General features: G+C 69.2%; 17 protein-coding genes. 14 read left to right on the forward strand and 3 right to left on the reverse strand.

Annotated features, from left to right (window positions below; translation table 11 throughout):
• Positions 1–561: 561 nt before the first annotated feature.
• Positions 562–2,376: a glycoside hydrolase family 35 protein gene (locus ACFU53_RS06405; protein ID WP_383986757.1), complete on the reverse strand. Its 1,815-nt coding sequence runs from the start codon at positions 2,374–2,376 to the stop codon at positions 562–564.
• Positions 2,377–2,571: 195 nt separating this feature from the next.
• Here ACFU53_RS06405 and ACFU53_RS06410 point away from each other — a divergent pair, with 195 nt between their 5' ends.
• The 8 genes from ACFU53_RS06410 to ACFU53_RS06445 all read left to right on the forward strand — a co-directional run bounded on the left by ACFU53_RS06410 (position 2,572) and on the right by ACFU53_RS06445 (position 12,066).
• Positions 2,572–3,591: a LacI family DNA-binding transcriptional regulator gene (locus ACFU53_RS06410; protein WP_383986577.1), complete on the forward strand. Its 1,020-nt coding sequence runs from the start codon at positions 2,572–2,574 to the stop codon at positions 3,589–3,591.
• 189 nt (positions 3,592–3,780) lie between these two features.
• The gene (locus ACFU53_RS06415; protein WP_383986578.1) at positions 3,781–5,103 is read left to right on the forward strand and encodes a carbohydrate ABC transporter substrate-binding protein; all 1,323 of its coding nucleotides are present in this window, start codon (positions 3,781–3,783) and stop codon (positions 5,101–5,103) included.
• Positions 5,104–5,119: 16 nt separating this feature from the next.
• Positions 5,120–6,109, forward strand: coding sequence for a carbohydrate ABC transporter permease (locus ACFU53_RS06420; protein ID WP_383986580.1), 990 nt, complete (start codon positions 5,120–5,122; stop codon positions 6,107–6,109).
• A 17-nt stretch (positions 6,110–6,126) separates the two neighbouring features.
• Positions 6,127–7,065, forward strand: a complete 939-nt coding sequence (locus tag ACFU53_RS06425; RefSeq protein ID WP_383986582.1) for a carbohydrate ABC transporter permease — start codon at positions 6,127–6,129, stop codon at positions 7,063–7,065.
• A gap of 60 nt (positions 7,066–7,125) precedes the next feature.
• Positions 7,126–7,305: a DUF6903 family protein gene (locus ACFU53_RS06430; protein WP_383986584.1), complete on the forward strand. Its 180-nt coding sequence runs from the start codon at positions 7,126–7,128 to the stop codon at positions 7,303–7,305.
• Positions 7,302–8,678 (forward strand): alpha-L-fucosidase, encoded by a 1,377-nt coding sequence (locus ACFU53_RS06435; RefSeq protein ID WP_383986585.1) that lies wholly within the window; start codon positions 7,302–7,304, stop codon positions 8,676–8,678. Before ACFU53_RS06430 ends, ACFU53_RS06435 begins: the two co-directional genes overlap by 4 nt.
• Positions 8,675–9,745: a hypothetical protein gene (locus tag ACFU53_RS06440; RefSeq protein ID WP_383986587.1), complete on the forward strand. Its 1,071-nt coding sequence runs from the start codon at positions 8,675–8,677 to the stop codon at positions 9,743–9,745. The genes ACFU53_RS06435 and ACFU53_RS06440 overlap by 4 nt, the downstream gene beginning before the upstream one ends.
• Positions 9,742–12,066 (forward strand): discoidin domain-containing protein, encoded by a 2,325-nt coding sequence (locus tag ACFU53_RS06445; RefSeq protein WP_383986589.1) that lies wholly within the window; start codon positions 9,742–9,744, stop codon positions 12,064–12,066. The genes ACFU53_RS06440 and ACFU53_RS06445 overlap by 4 nt, the downstream gene beginning before the upstream one ends.
• A 227-nt stretch (positions 12,067–12,293) precedes the next feature.
• Here the strand turns inward: ACFU53_RS06445 and ACFU53_RS06450 are convergent, their stop codons facing one another.
• The gene (locus ACFU53_RS06450) at positions 12,294–12,683 is read right to left on the reverse strand and encodes a Dabb family protein (protein WP_383986590.1); all 390 of its coding nucleotides are present in this window, start codon (positions 12,681–12,683) and stop codon (positions 12,294–12,296) included.
• A gap of 81 nt (positions 12,684–12,764) precedes the next feature.
• On the opposite strand from ACFU53_RS06450, the gene ACFU53_RS06455 reads away from it, so the two are divergent.
• Positions 12,765–13,391 (forward strand): TetR/AcrR family transcriptional regulator, encoded by a 627-nt coding sequence (locus tag ACFU53_RS06455; RefSeq protein ID WP_383986592.1) that lies wholly within the window; start codon positions 12,765–12,767, stop codon positions 13,389–13,391.
• Between the two features lie 144 nt (positions 13,392–13,535).
• Here ACFU53_RS06455 and ACFU53_RS06460 read toward each other — a convergent pair whose 3' ends face one another.
• Complete coding sequence (locus ACFU53_RS06460; RefSeq protein ID WP_383986594.1) at positions 13,536–13,754, reverse strand: hypothetical protein; 219 nt, start codon at positions 13,752–13,754, stop codon at positions 13,536–13,538.
• Between the two features lie 186 nt (positions 13,755–13,940).
• Between ACFU53_RS06460 and ACFU53_RS06465 the strand changes: the two genes are divergently transcribed.
• From ACFU53_RS06465 to ACFU53_RS06485, 5 genes are all read left to right on the forward strand, one after another.
• The gene (locus tag ACFU53_RS06465; protein ID WP_383986596.1) at positions 13,941–14,327 is read left to right on the forward strand and encodes a hypothetical protein; all 387 of its coding nucleotides are present in this window, start codon (positions 13,941–13,943) and stop codon (positions 14,325–14,327) included.
• A 278-nt stretch (positions 14,328–14,605) separates the two neighbouring features.
• Positions 14,606–15,421: an SAM-dependent methyltransferase gene (locus ACFU53_RS06470; protein ID WP_383986598.1), complete on the forward strand. Its 816-nt coding sequence runs from the start codon at positions 14,606–14,608 to the stop codon at positions 15,419–15,421.
• Between the two features lie 175 nt (positions 15,422–15,596).
• Entirely contained in the window at positions 15,597–16,052 is a 456-nt protein-coding gene (locus ACFU53_RS06475; protein ID WP_383986600.1) for a GNAT family N-acetyltransferase, read from the forward strand.
• Positions 16,053–16,768: 716 nt separating this feature from the next.
• Complete coding sequence (locus ACFU53_RS06480; protein ID WP_383986603.1) at positions 16,769–17,329, forward strand: hypothetical protein; 561 nt, start codon at positions 16,769–16,771, stop codon at positions 17,327–17,329.
• Between the two features lie 198 nt (positions 17,330–17,527).
• A complete protein-coding gene (locus tag ACFU53_RS06485; protein ID WP_383986606.1) occupies positions 17,528–19,807 on the forward strand; it encodes a M4 family metallopeptidase in 2,280 nt (759 codons plus the stop codon).
• The last annotated feature ends 33 nt before the right edge of the window (positions 19,808–19,840 follow it).

A 19,840-nucleotide genomic window follows, 5' to 3' on the forward strand; every position in this document is an offset into this window, starting at 1 on the left:
CTCGGACAACGTGATCGCCACAGCAGAAGGCCCCGAATGCGACATGCCAACAGGGTACTTACTAACCCTGAGGATTTCTGGCGCATCACACTAGTGCCGCGGCAGGCAACGTTCGCCCCGTCGCGACGCCCTGCACGCACTCTCGCCGCACCGGCCGAAGACCCAAGTACATCCAGTACAAGGGCCTTCGGCCGGCACGCCGAGAGCACGCACCGGACGCCGCTCCTTCACGGGCAAACGTTGCCTGCCGCGGCACTAGGTGGGCGCGATCGCCGGTCAATGCCCCGAGCTTGCCGGCACCCTGGGCCCGCCGAGCGTACCCGACCCCCTTCGCAGACCTCTGACCTGGGCCCTCTCGGACACCCCTGCCACGGGTGCCCGGTGCGTAGGGGTGTCCACGGTTCCGGTGCCCTGGAATCGTGGGGGCGGAGGCGATAGGGGGCTGACTCGGGAGCCCTACGCCTTCTCCGGGCCGGTCGCCGCGTGCAGCACACGCGCTCCGCTGCCGCGCGAGCGGCGAGACGGTCGAGCAGATCCAACCCGCCAGAACCGACACTCGGGTCAGTCGAACTCCTCGACGTACTCCTGCGGCGGTCCCAGCTCGGGACGGTCCCGCAACTCCAGCTCCCCGCCGAGGCGTTCCAGGTCGAGGATCGTCACGGTGTTCTCGCCGGCACGCAGCAGGGGTGCCGGGCAGTACAGCGTGACCTGCGGTCCGATCTCCCGGTAACGGCCGAGGAGAAAGCCGTTGACCCAGACGAGGCCTCGGCTCGACCCCGGCAGGGCGAGGAAGGTGTCCGCGGGTGTGTCGACGTGCAGTTCCGCGACGGCGAACCCCGCCCGCGTACGCGCGGTCCCGGCGACGCGCGTGGTCCCGGGACCGGTGGCGACCGCGGCGGCCAACTCCTCGGCGGCCCACTCCTGCAGCGCCACCGGCGCGCTCTCCCACCCCTGCACGATGCGCCGGTCGACGAGTACCGGGCCGAGCAGGCCCTTGTGTCCGCCGATGCCGGGACCGTAGTTCACCCGCCCGAGGTTCTCGACCAGGATCTCCAGCCGTACGACGCCACCGGTTCCGTCGACGCGGAGTTCCGGGGAGTCGGGTTCGGCGACACCGACGGGGGTGCCGTCGACGAAGACCAGGGCCCGGTCCCGTACGTCGGTGAGGACGAGCCGGTGTTCGCCCGCCGGGATGCGGGGGTGCGCGGTGTGCAGCACCATGCCCGCGTCGAGGCCGAGTTGTTCGAACGAGGCGGGGCGGGGCGCGGTCGTGGTCGCGGCCGGTACGGCTCGGAGGCCGGCGAGCAGATCGGTGTGGTGGACGAGCGGGAGGCGGGCCGGCGGAAGGGTCGGCATGCGCGCGGGTGACCGGAGCGGTCCCCGCGCGCCGAGCGCCTCGCGTACGGCGTGGAACTTGGCGGTGAGGCTGCCGTCCTCGGCGATCGGCGCGTCGGAGTCGTAACTGGTCACGACGGCCTCCAGGCGGCCCTCGTGGTCGTTGGCGCCCGCCCAGAGGCCGAAGTTGGTGCCGCCGTGGGCCATGTAGACGCTCACGCTGCCGCCGTCGGCGACGATGTCGCGGAGGGTGTGGACCGCGCTGTCCACGCCACGGACGTGGTGCCGTTTGCCCCAGTGGTCGAACCAGCCGTTCCAGAACTCGGCGACGACGAACGGTTCGTCCGGTCGCCGGTCCGCGAGGAGCCTGCGGGCGGCGTCGGGCTTGGACCCCAGGGTGACGGCCGTGAGGGTGCCGGGCAGAGTGCCGCCGTCCAGCATCAGCTCGGTGGGGCCGTCGGCGGTGAACAGCAGCTCCCGGATGCCCCGTTCGGACAGGGCCTGGCGGTTCCAGCGCAGGTAGGCGTGGTCGTCGCCGTAGCTGCCGAACTCGTTCTCGATCTGCACCGCCACGACCGGCCCGCCCTCGGACGCCTGGAGCGCGGCGATGCGCGGCACCAGGTCGTCGAACCAGCGGCCGACGGAAGAGGTGAACGCCGGATCGGAGCTGCGGATCGCGAGGTCGCGGGCGGTGAGCCAGCTCGGCAGGCCGCCGTTGGACCACTCCGCGCAGATGTACGGGCCCGGCCGGACGACGACATCGAGGCCCTCCTCCCCCACCGTACGGATGAACCGTTCGAGGTCCCGCCAGCCGTCGAAGCGGGGCGGCCCGTCCTCGCGGGGCTGGTGGAAGTTCCACGGCACATAGGTGTCGACGGTGTTGAGGCCGAGGTCGGCGAGCCGGCGGATACGGTCCCGCCAGAGTTCGGGGTGGACACGGAAGTAGTGCAGCGCTCCGGAGAGGATGCGATGCGGGGCGCCGTGCCGGTACAGGCGGCCCCCGCCCCAGGTGAGCGCGCTGGTGACGCCGGCGGCAACCACTTCGGTCGCCGAAGTTGCCGTGGTCGCCCTCTCAGTGGTGCCGCAAGGCGGCGTATCGGTTGTGGTGTGGGCCGGAGAGATGTGTGTCGTGGTCGGCTCAGTCACGATGTGAGCCTATGTTATCGGTGCCATGCGTAACAAGGTCGATAGAATCCGGTGAACGACACCGCGGGCCGTCCGCGGGAGGGGAGCGCCATGACCGAGGAGATCGCGAGGCTCAGGCAGCCGAGCATGGCCGATGTGGCCCGGGCCGCCGGGGTGTCGGCGCAGACCGTCTCGCGTGCGCTCCGCGGCTCACCGAACGTCAACCCCGAGACCAGGCGGCGCGTGCTCGCCGCCGTGGAGCAGGTCGGCTACCGGTTCAACAGCGCCGCCAGGGCGCTGTCCTCGGGACGCAGCCACACCATCGGCCTGGTGCTGCTGGCGTCCGGCGGGTACTACTCGCGCTCGGCGGTGACCGCCGGCGTGGAGGCGGCCGCCGGCGCGGCCGGGTACGCGGTGAGCATCGCGACCATCGCCGCGCTGGACACGGGTCTGATGGAGCAGTCCCTGTCCAAGCTGGCCGACCAGGGCGTCGACGGCTTCGTCATCGCCGTACCGCTCATCTCCGTGACACGGAAGATGGAGGACATCACGCGCGACATCCCGACCGTCACCCTCGACGGCTCGCGGACGGCGGGTGCCCGCGTGCTCGGCATCGACCAGCAGGAGGCGGGCCGGGTCGCCACACAGCATCTGCTCGATCTGGGGCACCGTCAGGTCTGGCACGTCTCCGGCCCCGACGAGTGGATCGAGGCGCGCCGGCGGCGGCAGGGCTGGCAGGAGTGCCTGACCGCGGCCGGGATCGAGGCGCCGCCGATCCTGGAGGGCGACTGGTCGCCCGACTCGGGTCACCGGCAGGGGCAGATCATCGCGATGATCCCGGAGGTCACCGCGGTGTTCGTCGCCAGCGACGAGATGGCCTTCGGGGTCATCCGCGCCCTGCACGAGCGCGGCCGGTCGGTGCCCGACGACGTCTCCATCGTCAGTGTCGACGACATCGCCCTGGCTGCCTACAGCTCTCCCCCGCTGACCACCGTCCGGCAGGACTTCTACCGCTACGGCGCGGCGGCCGTGGACCTGCTCCTCCACGGCGACGAGGCCGATGTCGACGCCACCGTGGTCACCGCTTCGCTGACGGTACGCGCCTCCACCGCACCCCCGCGCTCCTCCTGACCGGCTATCACCGCGCGCCCCTTCCCCGGCCCCACCCAACACCGAACTCAGGCCCGCCCGTTCGACAACTGCCCCTCCTGAGCCTCTTGCGCTGTCATGTTATCGGTGCCACCGTAACAACACCGGATCACCATGTGATCCAGATCTCTCGCAGCCAGGTGGGCAACAGGTCCACGGGAAGGACCCCACATGAGGAGATCGCTCGTCCTCACGGGCGCCGCGGTCACAGTGCTCGGACTGCTCGCCGGCTGCTCGGCCGGCGGGAGCGGCTCGGACTCCGGCAAGACGGTTCTCAAGGTCGCCGCCCTCGAAGGCGGTTACGGCCGGGACATGTACACACAGGTCATCGAGGCGTACGAGGCCTCGCATCCCGACATCGATGTCGAGTTGCAGATCTCGAAGAGCATCGAGGACGAGATCACCCCGAACATGAAGGCGGGCCGGTACCCGGACGTCGTGGTGCTCGGCCAGGGCCGGAAGGCCGCCCTCACCGAGACCCTCATCAAGGACAAGGCCCTCGAGGACCTCACGCCGGTGCTCAAGGAAAGGGTCCCCGGCGAGGACACGACCGTCGGGGACAAGCTCACCGAGGGCATCGTCGGCAACCTCAACACCAACCCGTACGGCACGGACCAGACGTATCTGATGCCGATGTACTACGCGCCGACCGGACTCTTCTACAACCAGGGCCTGTTCAAGGAGAAGGGCTGGAAGGTCCCGGGCACCTGGGACGAGATGTTCGCGCTCGGCGACACCGCGAAGAAGCAGGGCATACCGCTGTTCACCTATCCGACCGCCGGGTACCTCGACTCGTACTTCTTCGCGCTCCTCGCCGATGTCGGCGGGGAGCAGTTCTACACCGACGTCATGACGTACAAGAAGGACGTCTGGAAGACGGCGAACGCCCGGAAGGCGCTCGACATCACGACCAGACTGCTGGGGTACGCGGCGCCCGCCACCGTCGGGTACGCCAACGAGCAGGACTTCACCAAGAACCAGCAGCTGGTCCTCGACGACAAGGCGCTGTTCATGCCGAACGGCACCTGGATCGTCGGCGAGATGGCGCAGGCCCCGCGCGCGGACGGCTTCCAGTGGGGCCTGACGCCGCTGCCGGCGGTCACCACGGGCGGCAAGCGCTACATCACGACGTCGGTCGAGTCGGTCTGGGTGCCCAGCGCCGCCCAGCAGAAGGACGCGGCCAAGGAGTTCATCGCGTATCTGTACTCCGACGAGGCGGCGAAGATCTTCGCCAAGTCGAACGCGATCCAGCCCGTCGAGGGCATCGCGAGCAGCCTGTCGGCCGAGAACGCCGAGTTCTACAAGGTGTACGAGGACCCGTCGGTCGCCGCGCTGGTGGGCGGGTTCGCGAGCACCGCGCCCGTCGAGGGCGTCGACATCAAGGCCACGCTCTTCGACACCGCCAACAGCATCATCAGCGGCGACACCACCGAGGACAAGTGGCAGTCCGCGCTGCACGAGGCGAGCGAGAAGCTGCGGCAGGCGGGCGGCTGAGGTGAGGACAGGCACGGTGACGACCTCCGCCACCCCACGCCCCGGCTCGATGGACGGCACCTCGAAGTCCGCATCGGCACCGCCCGCCGGGAGTTCCCGGCGCGGCACCCGGGCTCCGGCCCGCCGCCGCGCCGACACCCGCTTCGTGCTCGTCTGCCTGTTGCCCGCGCTGGTGCTGTTCGCGGTGTTCATGATCGTCCCGACCATGAACGTGTTCCGGATGTCGCTCTACACCTGGAGCGGGTTCTCCCCGGACATGCGTTTCGTGGGGCTCGACAACTTCCGCGCCCTCCTCGACGACCAGCAGTTCGTGCGCGCGTTCCAGAACACGGTCGCGCTGCTGGTCGTGGTGACCGCCGTGACGACGGTCATGGGCCTGTTCCTCGCCGCGGTCATGACCCGGCAGCGGCTGCGCGGACGGAACCTCTACCGGTTCGTCCTCTACATCCCGAACGTGCTCTCGGTGGTCGTGATCGCGGCGATCTTCTCCGCCGTCTACGACCAGGAGAACGGTCTGCTCAACGGCACGCTCCGCCTGCTGTCGCTCGACGGTCTGCAACAGGTCTGGCTCGGCAACCAGAAGGTCGTGCTCTACTCCGTCGCCGTCGCCATGGTCTGGCAGTCGCTCGGCTATTACATGGTCCTCTACATGTCGAGTATGGCGAGCATCCCGGAAGAGCTCTACGAGGCGAGCGCGCTCGACGGCGCCTCCCCCGCCCGGCAGTTCTTCGCCCTCACCCTGCCGCTCATCTGGGAGAACCTCCGCACCACGCTGACCTTCTTCATCATGAGCGCCGTCAACCTCAGTTTCGTCCTCGTCCGCGCGATGACCGGCGGCGGACCCGACGGCTCCTCCGAGGTCCTGCTGAGCTACATGTACAAGCAGGCGTACACGAACTCGTCGTACGGCTACGGCATGGCCATCGGTGTCGTCATCTTCGCGTTCTCGTTCCTCGTGTCGCTCCTGGTCAGCCGGGCGACGCGGCGCGAGCCCCTCCAGTACTGAGGACGGACACCACCGCCATGACCCTGACCACCTCGTCCCGCCCGCCCGCCGAGCGACCGGGAACGGCCCGTCCGGACACCGCCCGCCCGAACACCGCCCGCCCACGCATCGGCCGCCCGCTCACCCACGTCCTCGTCATCGCCCTCACGCTCGCCATCGCCGTGCCGGTCGCCTGGGTGCTGCTGGCCTCGCTCAAGCGGAAGAGCGAGTTCTTCGGCAGCCCCTGGACGCTGCCGAAGAGCCTCCACTTCCAGAACTACGTCGACGCGTTCGTCACCGCACACATGGGCCAGTACTTTCTGACCTCGGTGTTCGTCACAGCGCTCGGTCTGGTGTTCGTCCTTGCGGTCTCCGTGCCGGCCGCGTACGTCATCGCCCGCTACGAGTTCCGGGGCCGCCGCCTCGTCGAACTCGCGCTCCTGGCCGGCCTGTTCGTCAACGTCAACTACATCGTCGTACCGATCTTCCTCATGCTCGTCGACTGGGACCGTTCGCTCATCGACGTCTTCCCCGGCGGGTTCTTCATCGACAACCCCGCCGTCCTGTCACTCGTCTACGCGGCCACGTCGATCCCGTTCACCATCTATCTGCTCACCGGGTACTTCCGGTCGATCCCGGTCGAGTACGAGGAGGCCGCCGCGCTGGACGGAGCCTCCCGCTTCCGGATCATGACGACCGTGATGCTCCCGATGGCGCGTCCCGCGGTCACCACCGTCATCCTCTTCAACTTCCTCGCCTACTGGAACGACTTCATCATCGCCCTCACCCTCCTCCCCGGCGAGGGCAAGACCCTGCAGGTCGGCCTGCTCAACCTGTTCACCGCGCAGAAGGCGGCGGCCGACTACGGGCGCCTCTACGCCGGCATGGTCATCGTCATCGTCCCCGTGCTCCTCCTCTACGCCGTCATCCAGCGCCGGCTCATCGAGGGCATGGCATCCGGCGGCGTGAAGGGCTGACCGCCCGGCCCGCCTGCGGGCATCGACGCCCCCGCTTGCACCAGCGGAAGGAAACCGAACATGAAGGAATCGACGCGTACGGCGCTGTTCGTCGCCGCCCGTACGCTCGTCGCGGCGGCCTGCGTCACGCTCGTCGTCACCGCGCGCACGACGGTGGGGTGGAACAACCTCCTGGTCATGCTCGCCGCGCTGGCCGGCCTGCTGGCCCTGCTCGCGGCTTACAACCGGCGGTTCCGATGACCACGGCCGCCACAACCGGACACGCACTGGCCGAAGTCCGGCCCAGCGAGCGCCAACTCGCCTGGCAGGCGATGGAGTTCTACGGGTTCATCCACTTCGGTATGAACACGATGACGGACCGCGAGTGGGGCGAGGGGCACGACGACCCGGCGTTGTTCGACCCGGCCGGGCTCGACGCCGACCAGTGGGTGGCGTCGCTCAAGAGCGCCGGGATGACCGGCGTCATCCTCACCTGCAAGCACCACGACGGATTCTGCCTCTGGCCGAGCGACGTCACGGCCTACTCGGTCGCCTCGTCGCCGTGGCGGGACGGCGGGGGCGACGTGGTCGCGGAGGTCGCCGAGGCGGCGCGACGACACGGTTTGCGGTTCGGCATCTACCTCTCCCCCTGGGACCGCACCGAGGCGTCGTACGGCTCCGGGACCGCGTACGACGACTTCTACGTCGCCCAGCTCACCGAACTGCTCACCCGGTACGGGCCGGTGTTCTCCGTCTGGCTGGACGGCGCGAACGGCGAGGGCCCGAACGGCAAGCGCCAGTTCTACGACTGGGAGCGGTACTACGCGGTGGTGCGCGAGCTGCAGCCGGACGCGGTCATCAGTGTGTGCGGGCCGGACGTCCGCTGGTGCGGCAACGAGGCCGGGGAGACCCGTCCCGACGAGTGGAGCGTGGTGCCGCGCGCCCTGCAGGACGCCGAGCGGACCGCCGACCGCTCGCAGCAGACCGACGACGGCACCTTCGCCCGCCTCGTCCGCAGCGACGACCGCGACCTCGGCAGCCGCACCGCGCTGGCCGGGCACGAGGACGACCTGGTCTGGTATCCGGCCGAGGTCAACACCTCGATCCGGCCGGGCTGGTTCCACCACCCGAGCGAAGACGCCGAAGTCCGCTCCGTGGACGAGCTGTTCACCATCTATCTGCGGTCCGTCGGCGGCAACTCGTGCTTCCTGCTGAACGTCCCGCCGGCCAAGGACGGGCTCGTACGAGACGCCGACGTGGCGGTCCTTGGGCAACTCGGGCGGCGCATCGAGGACTTCCGTGCGCGGCGGATCGAGGCAACCACGACGTTCTCGTCCCGCGCCCCGGGCGACTCGGGCCCCCTGACCACCGTGACGCTCACGTTCGCTCGGCCCCACCTGGTAGAGGCGGTCGTCATGGGCGAGGACATCAGGCAGGGTCAGCGGATCGAGCACGTCGTCGTGCGGGGCCACCGGGACGGCCGGTGGACGACGCTCGCCGAGGCGAACGCGGTGGGCTGTCAGCGCATCCTCACGTTCCCGTCGACCGAGGTCGAAGCCGTACGGGCCGAGGTGACCCGCTCCCGGGACACGCCGGTCATCGCCCGGGTGACCGCGATCGAGGTGGCCTCATGAAGGGGCCCAGCACGTCCCGCAGGACTTTCGTCCTGATTTTCAGCGCGTGCATCGCCCTCACCGCGCTGGTGGTCACCGGAGTGACGCTGGTCAGCCACCGCGACAGCGGGAGCGGGAGCCGGGTCGCCACCCTCGACGGGCACCCCGTCACCCGCGACGAACTCCTCTTCCACATGCGGCGGTTGGCACCGGCCGTGCAGAACGAGCTGCGCAACAAGTACGGCCTGCGCGGCACGGTCGACTGGAACGCCGAGGCCGGTGACACTACGGCGCTCCAGCGGCTCGAAACCCGCGCGCTCGACGAGATCCGGCGGGACAGGACCACGCTGCTCCTCGCCAAGGAACAGGGGCTCATCGACTCCGTGGACCACGCGGACTTCCTCGCCGAGATGGAGCAGGAGAACGAGTCCCGCGCCAAGGCCGTCGCCGCGGGCCGAACGGTATACGGCGTCACGGAGTTCTCCCCCGACGAGTACTACACACACCGGCTCACCGAACTCACCACCAGCCTGAAGAAACGGCTGGGCACGGAGGCCAAGGGCCCCCTCCGGGTCACCGACTCCGAGGTCCGGCACGCCTTCGACACCGACCGGGACGCGTGGAGCGCCAACGCGACCACGTACACGTACTCCCAGCTGGTCGTACCGGTGCCCACCGGCGCTCCCTCGAACCACGCCACCCGCCTCCAGCAACGCGTGGCCGCCGCCGAGCGGCTCGCGGACGTCGCTCCCGACGAGCCCGGGGCCAGGCTCACGACCGCCACGTACGACGGCAGTGGCACCACCGGCCTGAACGCGCACGACCAGGACCTCATGGCAGTGCTCGGCAAGCTCAAGACGGGTGAGGTGTCCGACCCGGTCACGGGCACCGGCCAGATCACGTACTACGAGCTCGACGGCAAGAGCGTCGACGAGGACAAGGCGTTCGCCGCGTACTCCCGGCGCATCCGGCAGTCGCTCGTCGAGGAGAAGTTCGACCAGTATCTCCAGCGTCGTATCGACGACAGTGACATCGATGTCGACACCGCGGCGCTGGGTGCCATCAACGCAGAGGATGTGCAGCAATGAGACCCGTCGACACCGGACCACCGCCCCCCGCACGGACGCTGTACGTGGGCTTCGTCGCCCTGCTCGCCGCACTGCTCGTCGGAGCGCTCGTGCCCGCCGCGCACGCCACCACCGCCCCGCCCCCCGCCACCGTCAAGGTCAAGCCGTCCTGGCCGGGAAACACGCCGAACACGACCGGCGGCAAGGACTACTTCATCGACGCCACGCGGGGTCGCGACAGTGCGGCCGGGACCTCGCCGGGCACCGCCTGGCGCACCCTGGCCAAGGCGAACGTGAGGACGTTCGCGCCCGGCGACCGCATCCTGCTCAAGGCCGGTGAGCAGTGGCAGGACGAGCAGTTGTGGCCGAAGGGGTCGGGCGGCGCGGGCAGGCCGATCACCATCTCGGCGTACGGCGAGCCGGGCGCGGGACGCCCGTACATCGCGACGAACGGCGAGGTGCCGAGCCCGTTCAGGGCGGACGGCACGAAGAATCCCGCGACGGTCGGCCTGACCGGTGCCGTCGTGCTGCGCAATCAGCAGTACTGGGACATCAACAACATCGAACTGTCCAATGACGACGACTTCGCGACCGACATCACCGCGGGGACGTACGTCCGCGACGGGATCATGATCTCGATCAACGCCGACCTCCTGGCGAACGGCGCGGACAGCATCATGGACCACTTCCGCATTTCGAATGTGTTCGTCCACCATCTCGACGGCCCGAGCACCTGGCAGAAAATCCACTACGGCGCCGTCAATTTCCAGGTCTTCGGCAGCCGCAGCTACAAGGACTACGGCACGGGCGGCTACTACTTCAAGGACGTCCGGATCGAGAACAACACCTTCGAGAACGTCGAACTGCACGCCGTCCAGTTCGCGTTCAACTGGTTCGCGGCCGACGGCGCGGACGCCGGTCAGTACGACGAGAGCGGAAAGTGGCACGAGGGCTGGGAGCAGTTGTGGGTGCGTACCCGCGATCTGTACAGCCGTGACGTCTACATCGGCCACAACTACGCGGAGAGCATCGGCCAGGGCGCGATCCAGCTCGCCAACACCAAGAACATGACGGTCGAGTACAACGAGGTGAACGGCTATCTGGAGCGTTATGACGCGGTGTCCTGCGCGCTCTATCTGTGGGCCGGCGCCGACTCGGTCATACAGTTCAACGAGGTCTACGGCGGCCCGGACAACGAGTACGACGGCACACCCTGGGACCTCGAATACACGAACTTCAACGTCACCTACCAGTTCAACTACTCGCACGACAACGCGGCGGGCTGGATGGCCTACATGGGCAACAGCTCCAACTCGATCGCACGCTACAACCTGAGCGTCAACGACAACGGCGTACTCGTGAAGAACATGCTGTCGACGAATTACTCGCCGACGTACTTCACGAACAACACGTTCGTCTATGACGGCGCGGACCTCGACTATCTCCACGACGAGACGTTCCTGAGCCGCGTCTACTTCCTGAACAACGTCTTCTACAACACCTCGAAGACGAAGCCGACGACGTGGTATCGCCGGACCGGCGCCCTGCGCCAGGCCGTGTTCGCCAACAATGACTACTACGAGGCCGGCGGCACCCACTCCACCCAGGAACCGGCCGACCCGAACGGGCTGCGGGCCGACCCTCGCTTCGTCGGTGATCCCGCCGACTACGTCACCGGGGTGGGCGTCAACCGGATCCGTGAGGCCGCCGCGCACTTCGCCCTGCGCGACGACTCACCCCTCATCGACGCCGGCCGCTACAACCCGCGTCTGGGCACCGAGGACTTCCTCGGCACGCACATCTACTACGGCGACGCACCGGACGTCGGCATGGCCGAGACCCGCATCGGCCCGAAGGTCCCGAACCCGGTGGACAACGATCCCATCGAGGAGGAGGTGGACAACCGGGTCGACCTCGCTCTCGGCAAACCCGCCACCGCAAGCTCGACCCACCCCGGGGCGAACGGCACACTCACGGCCGACAAACTGACCGACGGCAGCCTCACCACCCGCTGGGCCGCCGCCGACGACGCCACCTACCCCATCACCCTCGACATCGACTTCGGCACGGCCACCACCTTCGACGAGGTGTACCTGGACGAGTACACCGACTCGGGCACCAACCCCCGCGTGCAGTCGTTCGACCTGCAACGCCGGGACGCGGGAACCGGCCGCTGGATCACCTTCGCGACCCGCGACACCGGGATCGGCCACGACCTCACCGTGACCGGCTTCGGCGACATCACCACCTCCCGTCTCCGGGTGGCACTCACCGATCCGATCGCGACGGAGCAGTACACCCCCACCCTGACCGAGATATCGGTCTACAAGAGCGACGACTAGGCCGGGCGCCGGCGCGTAATGGCCACCGGTGGGCGGACGCTGTGGCGTCCGCCCACCGGGCTGCGGTCACTCGTCGTCGACGACCAGTCCCCCTCACCGCCGGCAGCGGTTCGGGACCGCACATCTCGATGACGCTCCTGCCCGCCCGGTACGCGGCGATATAGCCCACCTCGGTGCCGACCCGTTCCCGGGACGCGATGACCACCTCCGCCCGACGGCGGGCTCCTTCAGGCCGCAAGCAGCGGGCCGAGTTCGGCGGCCCACTCCGGATGGAGCGCGACCTTCTCCTCATGCAGGGCGAGGATGTCCCTGGCCAGGGTGGGCGTCATGTCGTCGGACAGGTCCGGGCCGATGGCGATCCTGGCCAGGTGGGGCAAGATGTGCGGGTCGCCGGCCAGGTGAACCGGGTCGTGCATGTAGCGCCGCAGGGCCGGCAGGTCGGTGATGCCCACGCAGTAGGCGTGGGTGAAGCCGTCGGGATCGCCGAGGTTCTGGCCCACCGTCGAGAACGACACCGACTCGACACAGGCCGTGCGCCGCATCGCCGCGAGTACGCGCTCACGCTCCTCCTCGGTCACGGTCTCCTTGAACGTGAAGCGCAACATGTGGACGATCACGCCTGCACCACCCCCTTCAACGTAAATGAACCAATGGGTTCAGAAATCTTGTCCAGCTGGTTCAGTCCCTACACTGAACCCATGAGTTCAGAAGTGTCAACCGGGGGCGGGCGTACCGCCCGTGGCCGTATCGAGCGGCGGCAGGCGATCCTGGACGGCGCGTTCGTGGTATTCGCGCGGCGGGGCTATACCCAGGCGTGCGTGAAGGAGATCGCGCAGGAGGCGGGCGTCGCCAAGCCGACCGTCTACAGTCACCTGAACGACAAGGAGAGCCTCTACCGCGAGGCCGTCGAGGCAGCCGCCGACCGGATCGGCGCGCAGAGCCTCGCCGTTGTCGAGCAGCTGCGCGAGGCCGCCGCGGACAGTGACCCGCGCGCCCCGCTCACGACCGTGGCCCGCAACCTGCTGCATGCGTTCATCGACGAAGACGCCCGCGCCGTGCGGCAGTTGGCCTGTGCCCAAGCGGCTCAATTCCCCGACCTGGCGGCCAGCGTACGCGAGCGCACAGCCCTGCGGGTACGTTCCGCCCTCGCTGACCGCCTGGCCCGCCTGGCTCTCGCCGGCCGCCTGCGCCCGTGCGACCCGGAGCTCGCCGCCGAGCACTTCCTCTCTCTGCTCACCGGCCCGTTGGAGTACCGCCCCGACGTCGCCCCGGACACCGTCGCGGACACTGCGACGGACGTCTTCCTGCGCGCTTATGGAAAGTGACCCCGCAACCCGCGCCCGCGAACTCGACGCACCGGCGCGTCCGGCACTCTCCGCGTGATCACCTCGACGAACACGGTCCGCTGAGCGGAGAACACCCGCACGACCAACCCTGCGCCGACCAGCTCACCGAGTTACGAGACGGCCTCAGATGCCGAAGCCGAGCAGGGCCACTTCGAGGGGGAGCGCGGGGCGCTCGGGGAGAGCGGGAGGGTTCTGGCCGTGGCCGGTGTGCGTGGGCGGAACGGCACGGAGGGCCTTGATGCCGTCGGCGGCCCATCCCGCGTCCGTCGGAGGCAGCGACAGGGTCATGCGCCGGCCGTCGGCCAGGGTGGTCTCGATCTTGGTCGGGTCGTTCGTCGACATGGCAACCCACTTCCGTCGCGCACCAGGTGCGTCCAACCTCACCACGAAGGACGCCAGTTCGAGCCGAGAAGTTCCCCCCTGAGCCGTGCCCGAGATCTCTCGCAGGTGGTCCTCGGTCGCGCCCGATCTCGGGATCCAGCCCCACGCGCCCACAGCACATGATCAAGAGTGGACGAGCCGTGTCGCATGTCGCCCACGAAGGACAGCCACCACGCTGCAGGAGGAGTCCGACTTGGCCGCCTGGACGACCGGCCCGACGACACCAACCGGCCGCCGTTCAACGCCGCGTTGAACTCGCTCAGCCTGGTCGCCGACCGCGAGGTCGCGAACGCCGCGGGCGACCTGGCCGACACGGTCGGCCGGTTCGCGCTCCTCGTCGCGGGCCCCGGTCCGAAGAACCGTGGCGACCTTCAGCGGATCATGTCCGCTCTCGCGTCCGGACAACTGCCTTCGTCGACGCCGCCCGCCGCTCCCTGGACAGTTCCCGACAGACCATCGACCGGCAACCGGGAGGACCACCGCCCTGGCGCGAAGATCAAGCCCTACACCCCCACACCACGCACCGGCGACTGACACCGGCCGCCCTCAGGTGACGCCCAGGCGCGTCTCCCGCCGATCGCGCAGTTCGCCGAACTCAAGGGAAGCTCGGGCCCGACCCGTCGCCGGTACGCCACAGCAGTCGGTACGCCCTCCCCCTCCCCTGCCACAAGGCCGGCCCCTTCGACACGACGCTTCGCTGTGAAACCCCTGATCGGACCCACCGGAAATGTGAACTGACGTACGGAACACGGGTGTCGGGACGTAAGTTGTGCCTGGAACTCCTCGCTTCGGCTGAAAGACGGACGGTAGACATGACCGACCACGCGACCACGCCCGGACCGGCGGCGCATCAGAAGATCGACACCTCGGTGCCGCACTCGGCCCGTATCTGGAACTACTGGCTGGGCGGGAAGGACAACTACCCCGTCGACGAGCAGGCCGGCGACGCGTACACGGCCGTGTTCCCCGGCATCGTGACCATCGCCCGCAGCAGCCGCGCGTTCCTGCGCCGCAACATCACGTACTTGGTCGCCGAGGCGGGCATACGGCAGTTCCTGGACGTCGGAACGGGCCTGCCGACCGCGGACAACACCCATGAGGTCGCCCAGCGGATCGCCCCTGAGACCCGGATCGTCTACGTCGACAACGACCCGATGGTCCTGGCCCACGCCCGTGCCCTGCTCTACTCCACTCCGGAGGGTGCGACCGCCTACGTCGACTCCAACGTGCTCGACCCGGACCGCATCCTCGCTGCCGCCGCCGACACGCTCGACCTCAGCCGGCCCACCGCGCTGATCCTCAGCAACATCCTGGGCCACGTCGCCGACCACGACCAGGCGCGCTCCATCGTCGACCGTCTGCTGGGGGCTCTGCCGGCCGGGAGCTACCTCTCCATCAACGACGGTTCCCGGGGCATCGACCCGATCTTCGAACAGGCCCAGGACGGGTACAACGAGAGCGGCGCCGTGCCGTACAACCTGCGCACCGTAGACGAGATCACCTCGTTCTTCGACGGCCTGGAACTCCTGGACCCCGGCGTCGTCTCGGTCCCCCTCTGGCGTCCGGACCCCACCGACCCGGCCCCGCAAGTCATCGCCGAGCACGGCGGCCTCGCCCGCAAGCCGTGACGTCACGTCGTGCTGCCGTGGTCCGTGATGCCACGGTCCGTGATGCCATGGTCCGTGATGCCGTGGTCCGTGATGCCGTGACGTGAAGCGGCGCGGGCCTGGGCGGTTTCCATCCACCGCCCAAGCCCGCTCGGCTGTCGCCGGGAACTTGGGGAACCGAACGGGGGGAAGGCCAGTGAACGGGCTCCGGGTGAGCCGCGCCGCGCCGTCGGACTGGACCGCCTTGGCCGGGATCGACACGATCGCGGCGTCCGGCGTGCAGGCCCGGCGGGACAGCGTCCGGCGCTGGTGTGACCAGGGCTCGGTCCTCATGGCCCAGGACGCCTCGGGACCCGTGGGCTACAGCGTGCTGGAGTACACCTTCTTCGAACAGGGCTTCCTCACCCTGCTGATGGTCGCGCCCGGCACTCGTCGGCAAGGTGTGGGCGTACGTCTCGTCGAGGCCGTCGAAGCGGCATGCACCACCCCGAAGCTGTTCACCTCGACCAACGTCTCGAACCACCCCATGCAGCGACTGTTGCACCACGTCGGCTGGCAACCGGTCGGCCTGCTGCACGGGCTCGACGAGGGAGACCCCGAGCTCTTCCATCTGTGCCCCGGCACCCGCCTTCGCCACGCCACGGGCCACTGAAAAACGGCTGGTGCCGGTGGGTTGTCTCCGGCAGGCTTCGCCGCAATGACCGACGAATCCGCGGACGACCAGGTGTACGCCTCGCCGGGCACGCTCCAAGGACTGCTGCAACGAGGGCGCGGGCTGGGCGCGTTGTGGGCGCTGGACGGGCCGGGTGCATCGGCCGCGCTGGTGTATGAGGTTGTGCGGCAGGACTGGCGGTGGGACACGATGGTGGACGACCGCCATCTGTATCTGGCGCGCCTGATGAAGGAGTTGGGGCTCGCCCTGGATCCCCTGTTCGCCCTCCTCGCGGGCGACGGTGACGACTGCGAGCGGGCCACCGGGATTCTGGAGCGGCTGGCGCTGTCGGGGTCGGTCGAGGCACGTGAAGGGCTGCGGGGATACGTCCGCGAGGGCGGGCACTGGGCCGATGTGCTGGAGTCGGTGGCGAATGCCTGGCCCGTCGAGTGGTGGGACGACCTGGCCGGCGTCGCACGGGACCGTCTGGGCGGGGACCAGCCCCGGTTGTGGCGCTCCGATCCCTGGCTGCGGTGGAGGGCGGGGGCCGAGACGAGTGCACCCGTTCGCCCGTTCCGGCCGCACACGATCGACGTGGGTCCGAGCAGTCGTCGCCTCCTGGAAGTCCTCGCCGACGGCGGGTCGGCCGACGGCGCCAAGGTCCAAGCCCTACGGACCCTTGCCGGGCGTCCGCCGGACCCGGCGCTGATCCGCTGGTGCCCGACCTTGCGGAGGCGAACGGCGAACTGCCCCTGCCGGGGCTCGGGGTCGCGGCCTTGCGACTCGGTCCGCTCGCCGTGCCCGAGGCGCGGGCATGGGCGGTGGACGGGCGGTCATGGTTGTCATGGATCGGCGTCCAGGTGCTGGCGGAACACGGCGCGGCCCAGGATCTGCCCGTACTGCTGGCGGAGCTCGAAGCGCACGAACAGGCACGCCAGTGGTGCGGTCCCTCCACCGTGGCCGCCGGGATCGCCCGTTTCGGCACGGCGGGCGAGGAGGCGGCTCCGGCGCTGCGCCGACTGTGGCTGCGCACACCGCACTCGTACGAACGGCCCGACTGCCTCCGGGCGTTGGCGGCCGTCGCACCCGCCGGGCTCGACTTCGCGTACACCGAGTCACTGTGGGACTGCGAATCGAACGCTCGCCTGTTGGGGATCGCGCACGCCCCCGATCTGCCACGCGTCCGGGAGCGGTTGGCCGAGCTGCGGGACGATCCGATGGAGGAGGCCGAGGTACGGGCCGCCGCCGGGAAGCGCCTGGTCACCGGCGGTCGATGATCGATCAGTTTCCGGCCAAACACTTAGCGTGCCCCTGACACGACACCCTCACATCTGTCACTCTGTGCCCACTCCGTCTCACGGCGGCGCACGCGCACCCGCATCGCAGCACTCCCTGCTCCACCCGGTGCCTCGACCCGTGCACCGGGTCCTTCGTACGGCCGCTCGTCCAACGTCGGCCGCAGCTAAGGAGTTCGCGTGAGATCCACCCCCCACAGACGTACCACGGCCATGGCCACCCTCGTCGTCGCGGCGGCCATGCTCGCCGTCGCCGTCCCGGGCGCCCCGGCGATCGCACGCGGTGACGGCGGCGAAGGCACCGCCCGTACCGCGGCTGCGAAACCGGACCGCGGGGCACTGCCCGCGCAGCTCACTCCCACTCAGCGCGACACCCTCATCCGGCAGGCCGAGAAGGCCACGGACAGGACCGCGGACCGCCTGGACCTGGGCGGCCAGGAGGAGTTGCGGGTCCGTGACGTCGTCAAGGACGCCGACGGCACCGTGCACACCCGCTACGAGCGCACCTACGCCGGGCTGCCCGTACTCGGTGGCGACCTCGTCGTCCACGCCGCCAAGAGCGGCGCGGTCGAGAGCGTCACCCGGGCCTACAAGCCCGAGCTGAAGGTCTCGGACCTCAGCGCCGAGGTCAGCAAGGCCACCGCCGAGAAGCAGGCGCTCGCGGCGGCCAAGGAGGAAGGTTCCTCCAAGACCGACGCGGACAGCAGCCGCAAGGTCGTCTGGGCCGCGAAGGGCACGCCGACCCTCGCGTACGAGACCGTCGTGAGCGGCTTCCAGCACGACGACACACCCAGTGAGCTGCACGTCATCACCGACGCGCAGACCGGGAAGAAGCTGTTCGAGTACGAGGCCGTGCACACCGGCACGGGCAACACCCGCTACAGCGGAACGGTCACGCTCGGCACCAGCCAGTCGGGCTCGTCGTACACGCTGACCGACGCGGACCGGGGCAACCACCGGACGTACAACCTGAACCGCGGCTCGTCCGGGACGGGCACGCTGTTCAGCGGGACCGACGACGTCTGGGGCGACGGGACCACCGCCAACCTGGAGACCGCGGGCGCGGACGCGCACTACGGGGCCGCTCTGACCTGGGACTACTACAAGAACGTCCACGGTCGCAACGGGCTGCGCAACGACGGGGTCGCGCCGTACAGCCGGGTCCACTACGGCAACAACTACGTCAACGCGTTCTGGCAGGACTCCTGCTTCTGCATGACGTACGGCGACGGGTCGGGCAACGCCAACCCGCTCACCTCGATCGACGTGGCCGCGCACGAGATGACGCACGGTCTGACGTCGGTCACCGCCAACCTCACCTACAGCGGTGAGTCCGGTGGATTGAACGAGGCGACCTCCGACATCTTCGCCGCCGCCGTCGAGTTCGCCGCCGGCAACGCAGGCGACGTCGGGGACTATCTCGTCGGCGAGAAGATCGACATCAACGGCGACGGCACGCCGCTGCGTTACATGGACAAGCCCAGCAAGGACGGCTCCTCGCGCGACTACTGGTCCTCCACGCTCGGCAACGTCGACGTCCACTACTCCTCGGGCCCGGCCAACCACTGGTACTACCTGGCCTCCGAGGGCAGCGGCGCGAAGGTCGTCAACGGCGTCTCCTACGACTCGCCGACCTTCGACGGGCTGCCGGTGACGCCGATAGGCCGGGAGGCGGCCGAGAAGATCTGGTTCCGGGCGCTCACCACGTACATGACGTCAAGCACCAACTACGCGGGCGCCCGCACCGCCACCCTGCAGTCCGCCGCCGACCTGTACGGGCTCGGCTCGGTGACCTACAACAACACCGCCAACGCCTGGGCCGCCATCAACGTCGGCTCCCGGATCCTCGACGGGGTCACGGTCGTCCCGCCGGCCGCCCAGTACTCCCTGATCGGCCAGGCCGTCACGCTGGACGTCCAGGCGTCCTCCACCAACGCGGGCGCCCTGTCGTACGCGGCCACCGGCCTGCCGGACGGGCTGTCCATCGACGCCGCCACGGGCCGCGTCTCGGGTACGCCGACCACGGCGGGGAACTGGACACCGACGGTCACCGTGACGGACTCGGCCGACGAGACCGGAACGGCGAGCTTCGCCTGGCGGGTGGACGAGGAGGGGAACCAGTCGGTGTTCGAGAACACCGCCGACTACCAGGTCCCCGACAACGGCACCGTGGAGTCCCCGATCAACGTCAACCGGGCCGGAGCGGCGTCCAGCACGCTCACCGTGGATGTGGACATCGTCCACACCTGGCGCGGTGACCTGGTCATCGACCTCGTGGCCCCGGACGGCACGGCGTACCGGCTGAAGAACTCCGCCTCGTCCGACTCGGCCGACAACGTGGTCGCGACGTACACGGTGGACGCCTCCTCCGAAACCGCCGCGGGCACCTGGAAGTTGCGGGTCCAGGACGTGGCCAGCCTCGACACCGGCTACATCAACAGCTGGAAGCTGACGTTCTGACGATCACTTTCTGACGATCACGGTCTGACGGTC

Origin of the sequence: Streptomyces sp. NPDC057474, from assembly GCF_042802555.1 — a bacterium.
Lineage (GTDB): Bacteria > Actinomycetota > Actinomycetes > Streptomycetales > Streptomycetaceae > Streptomyces.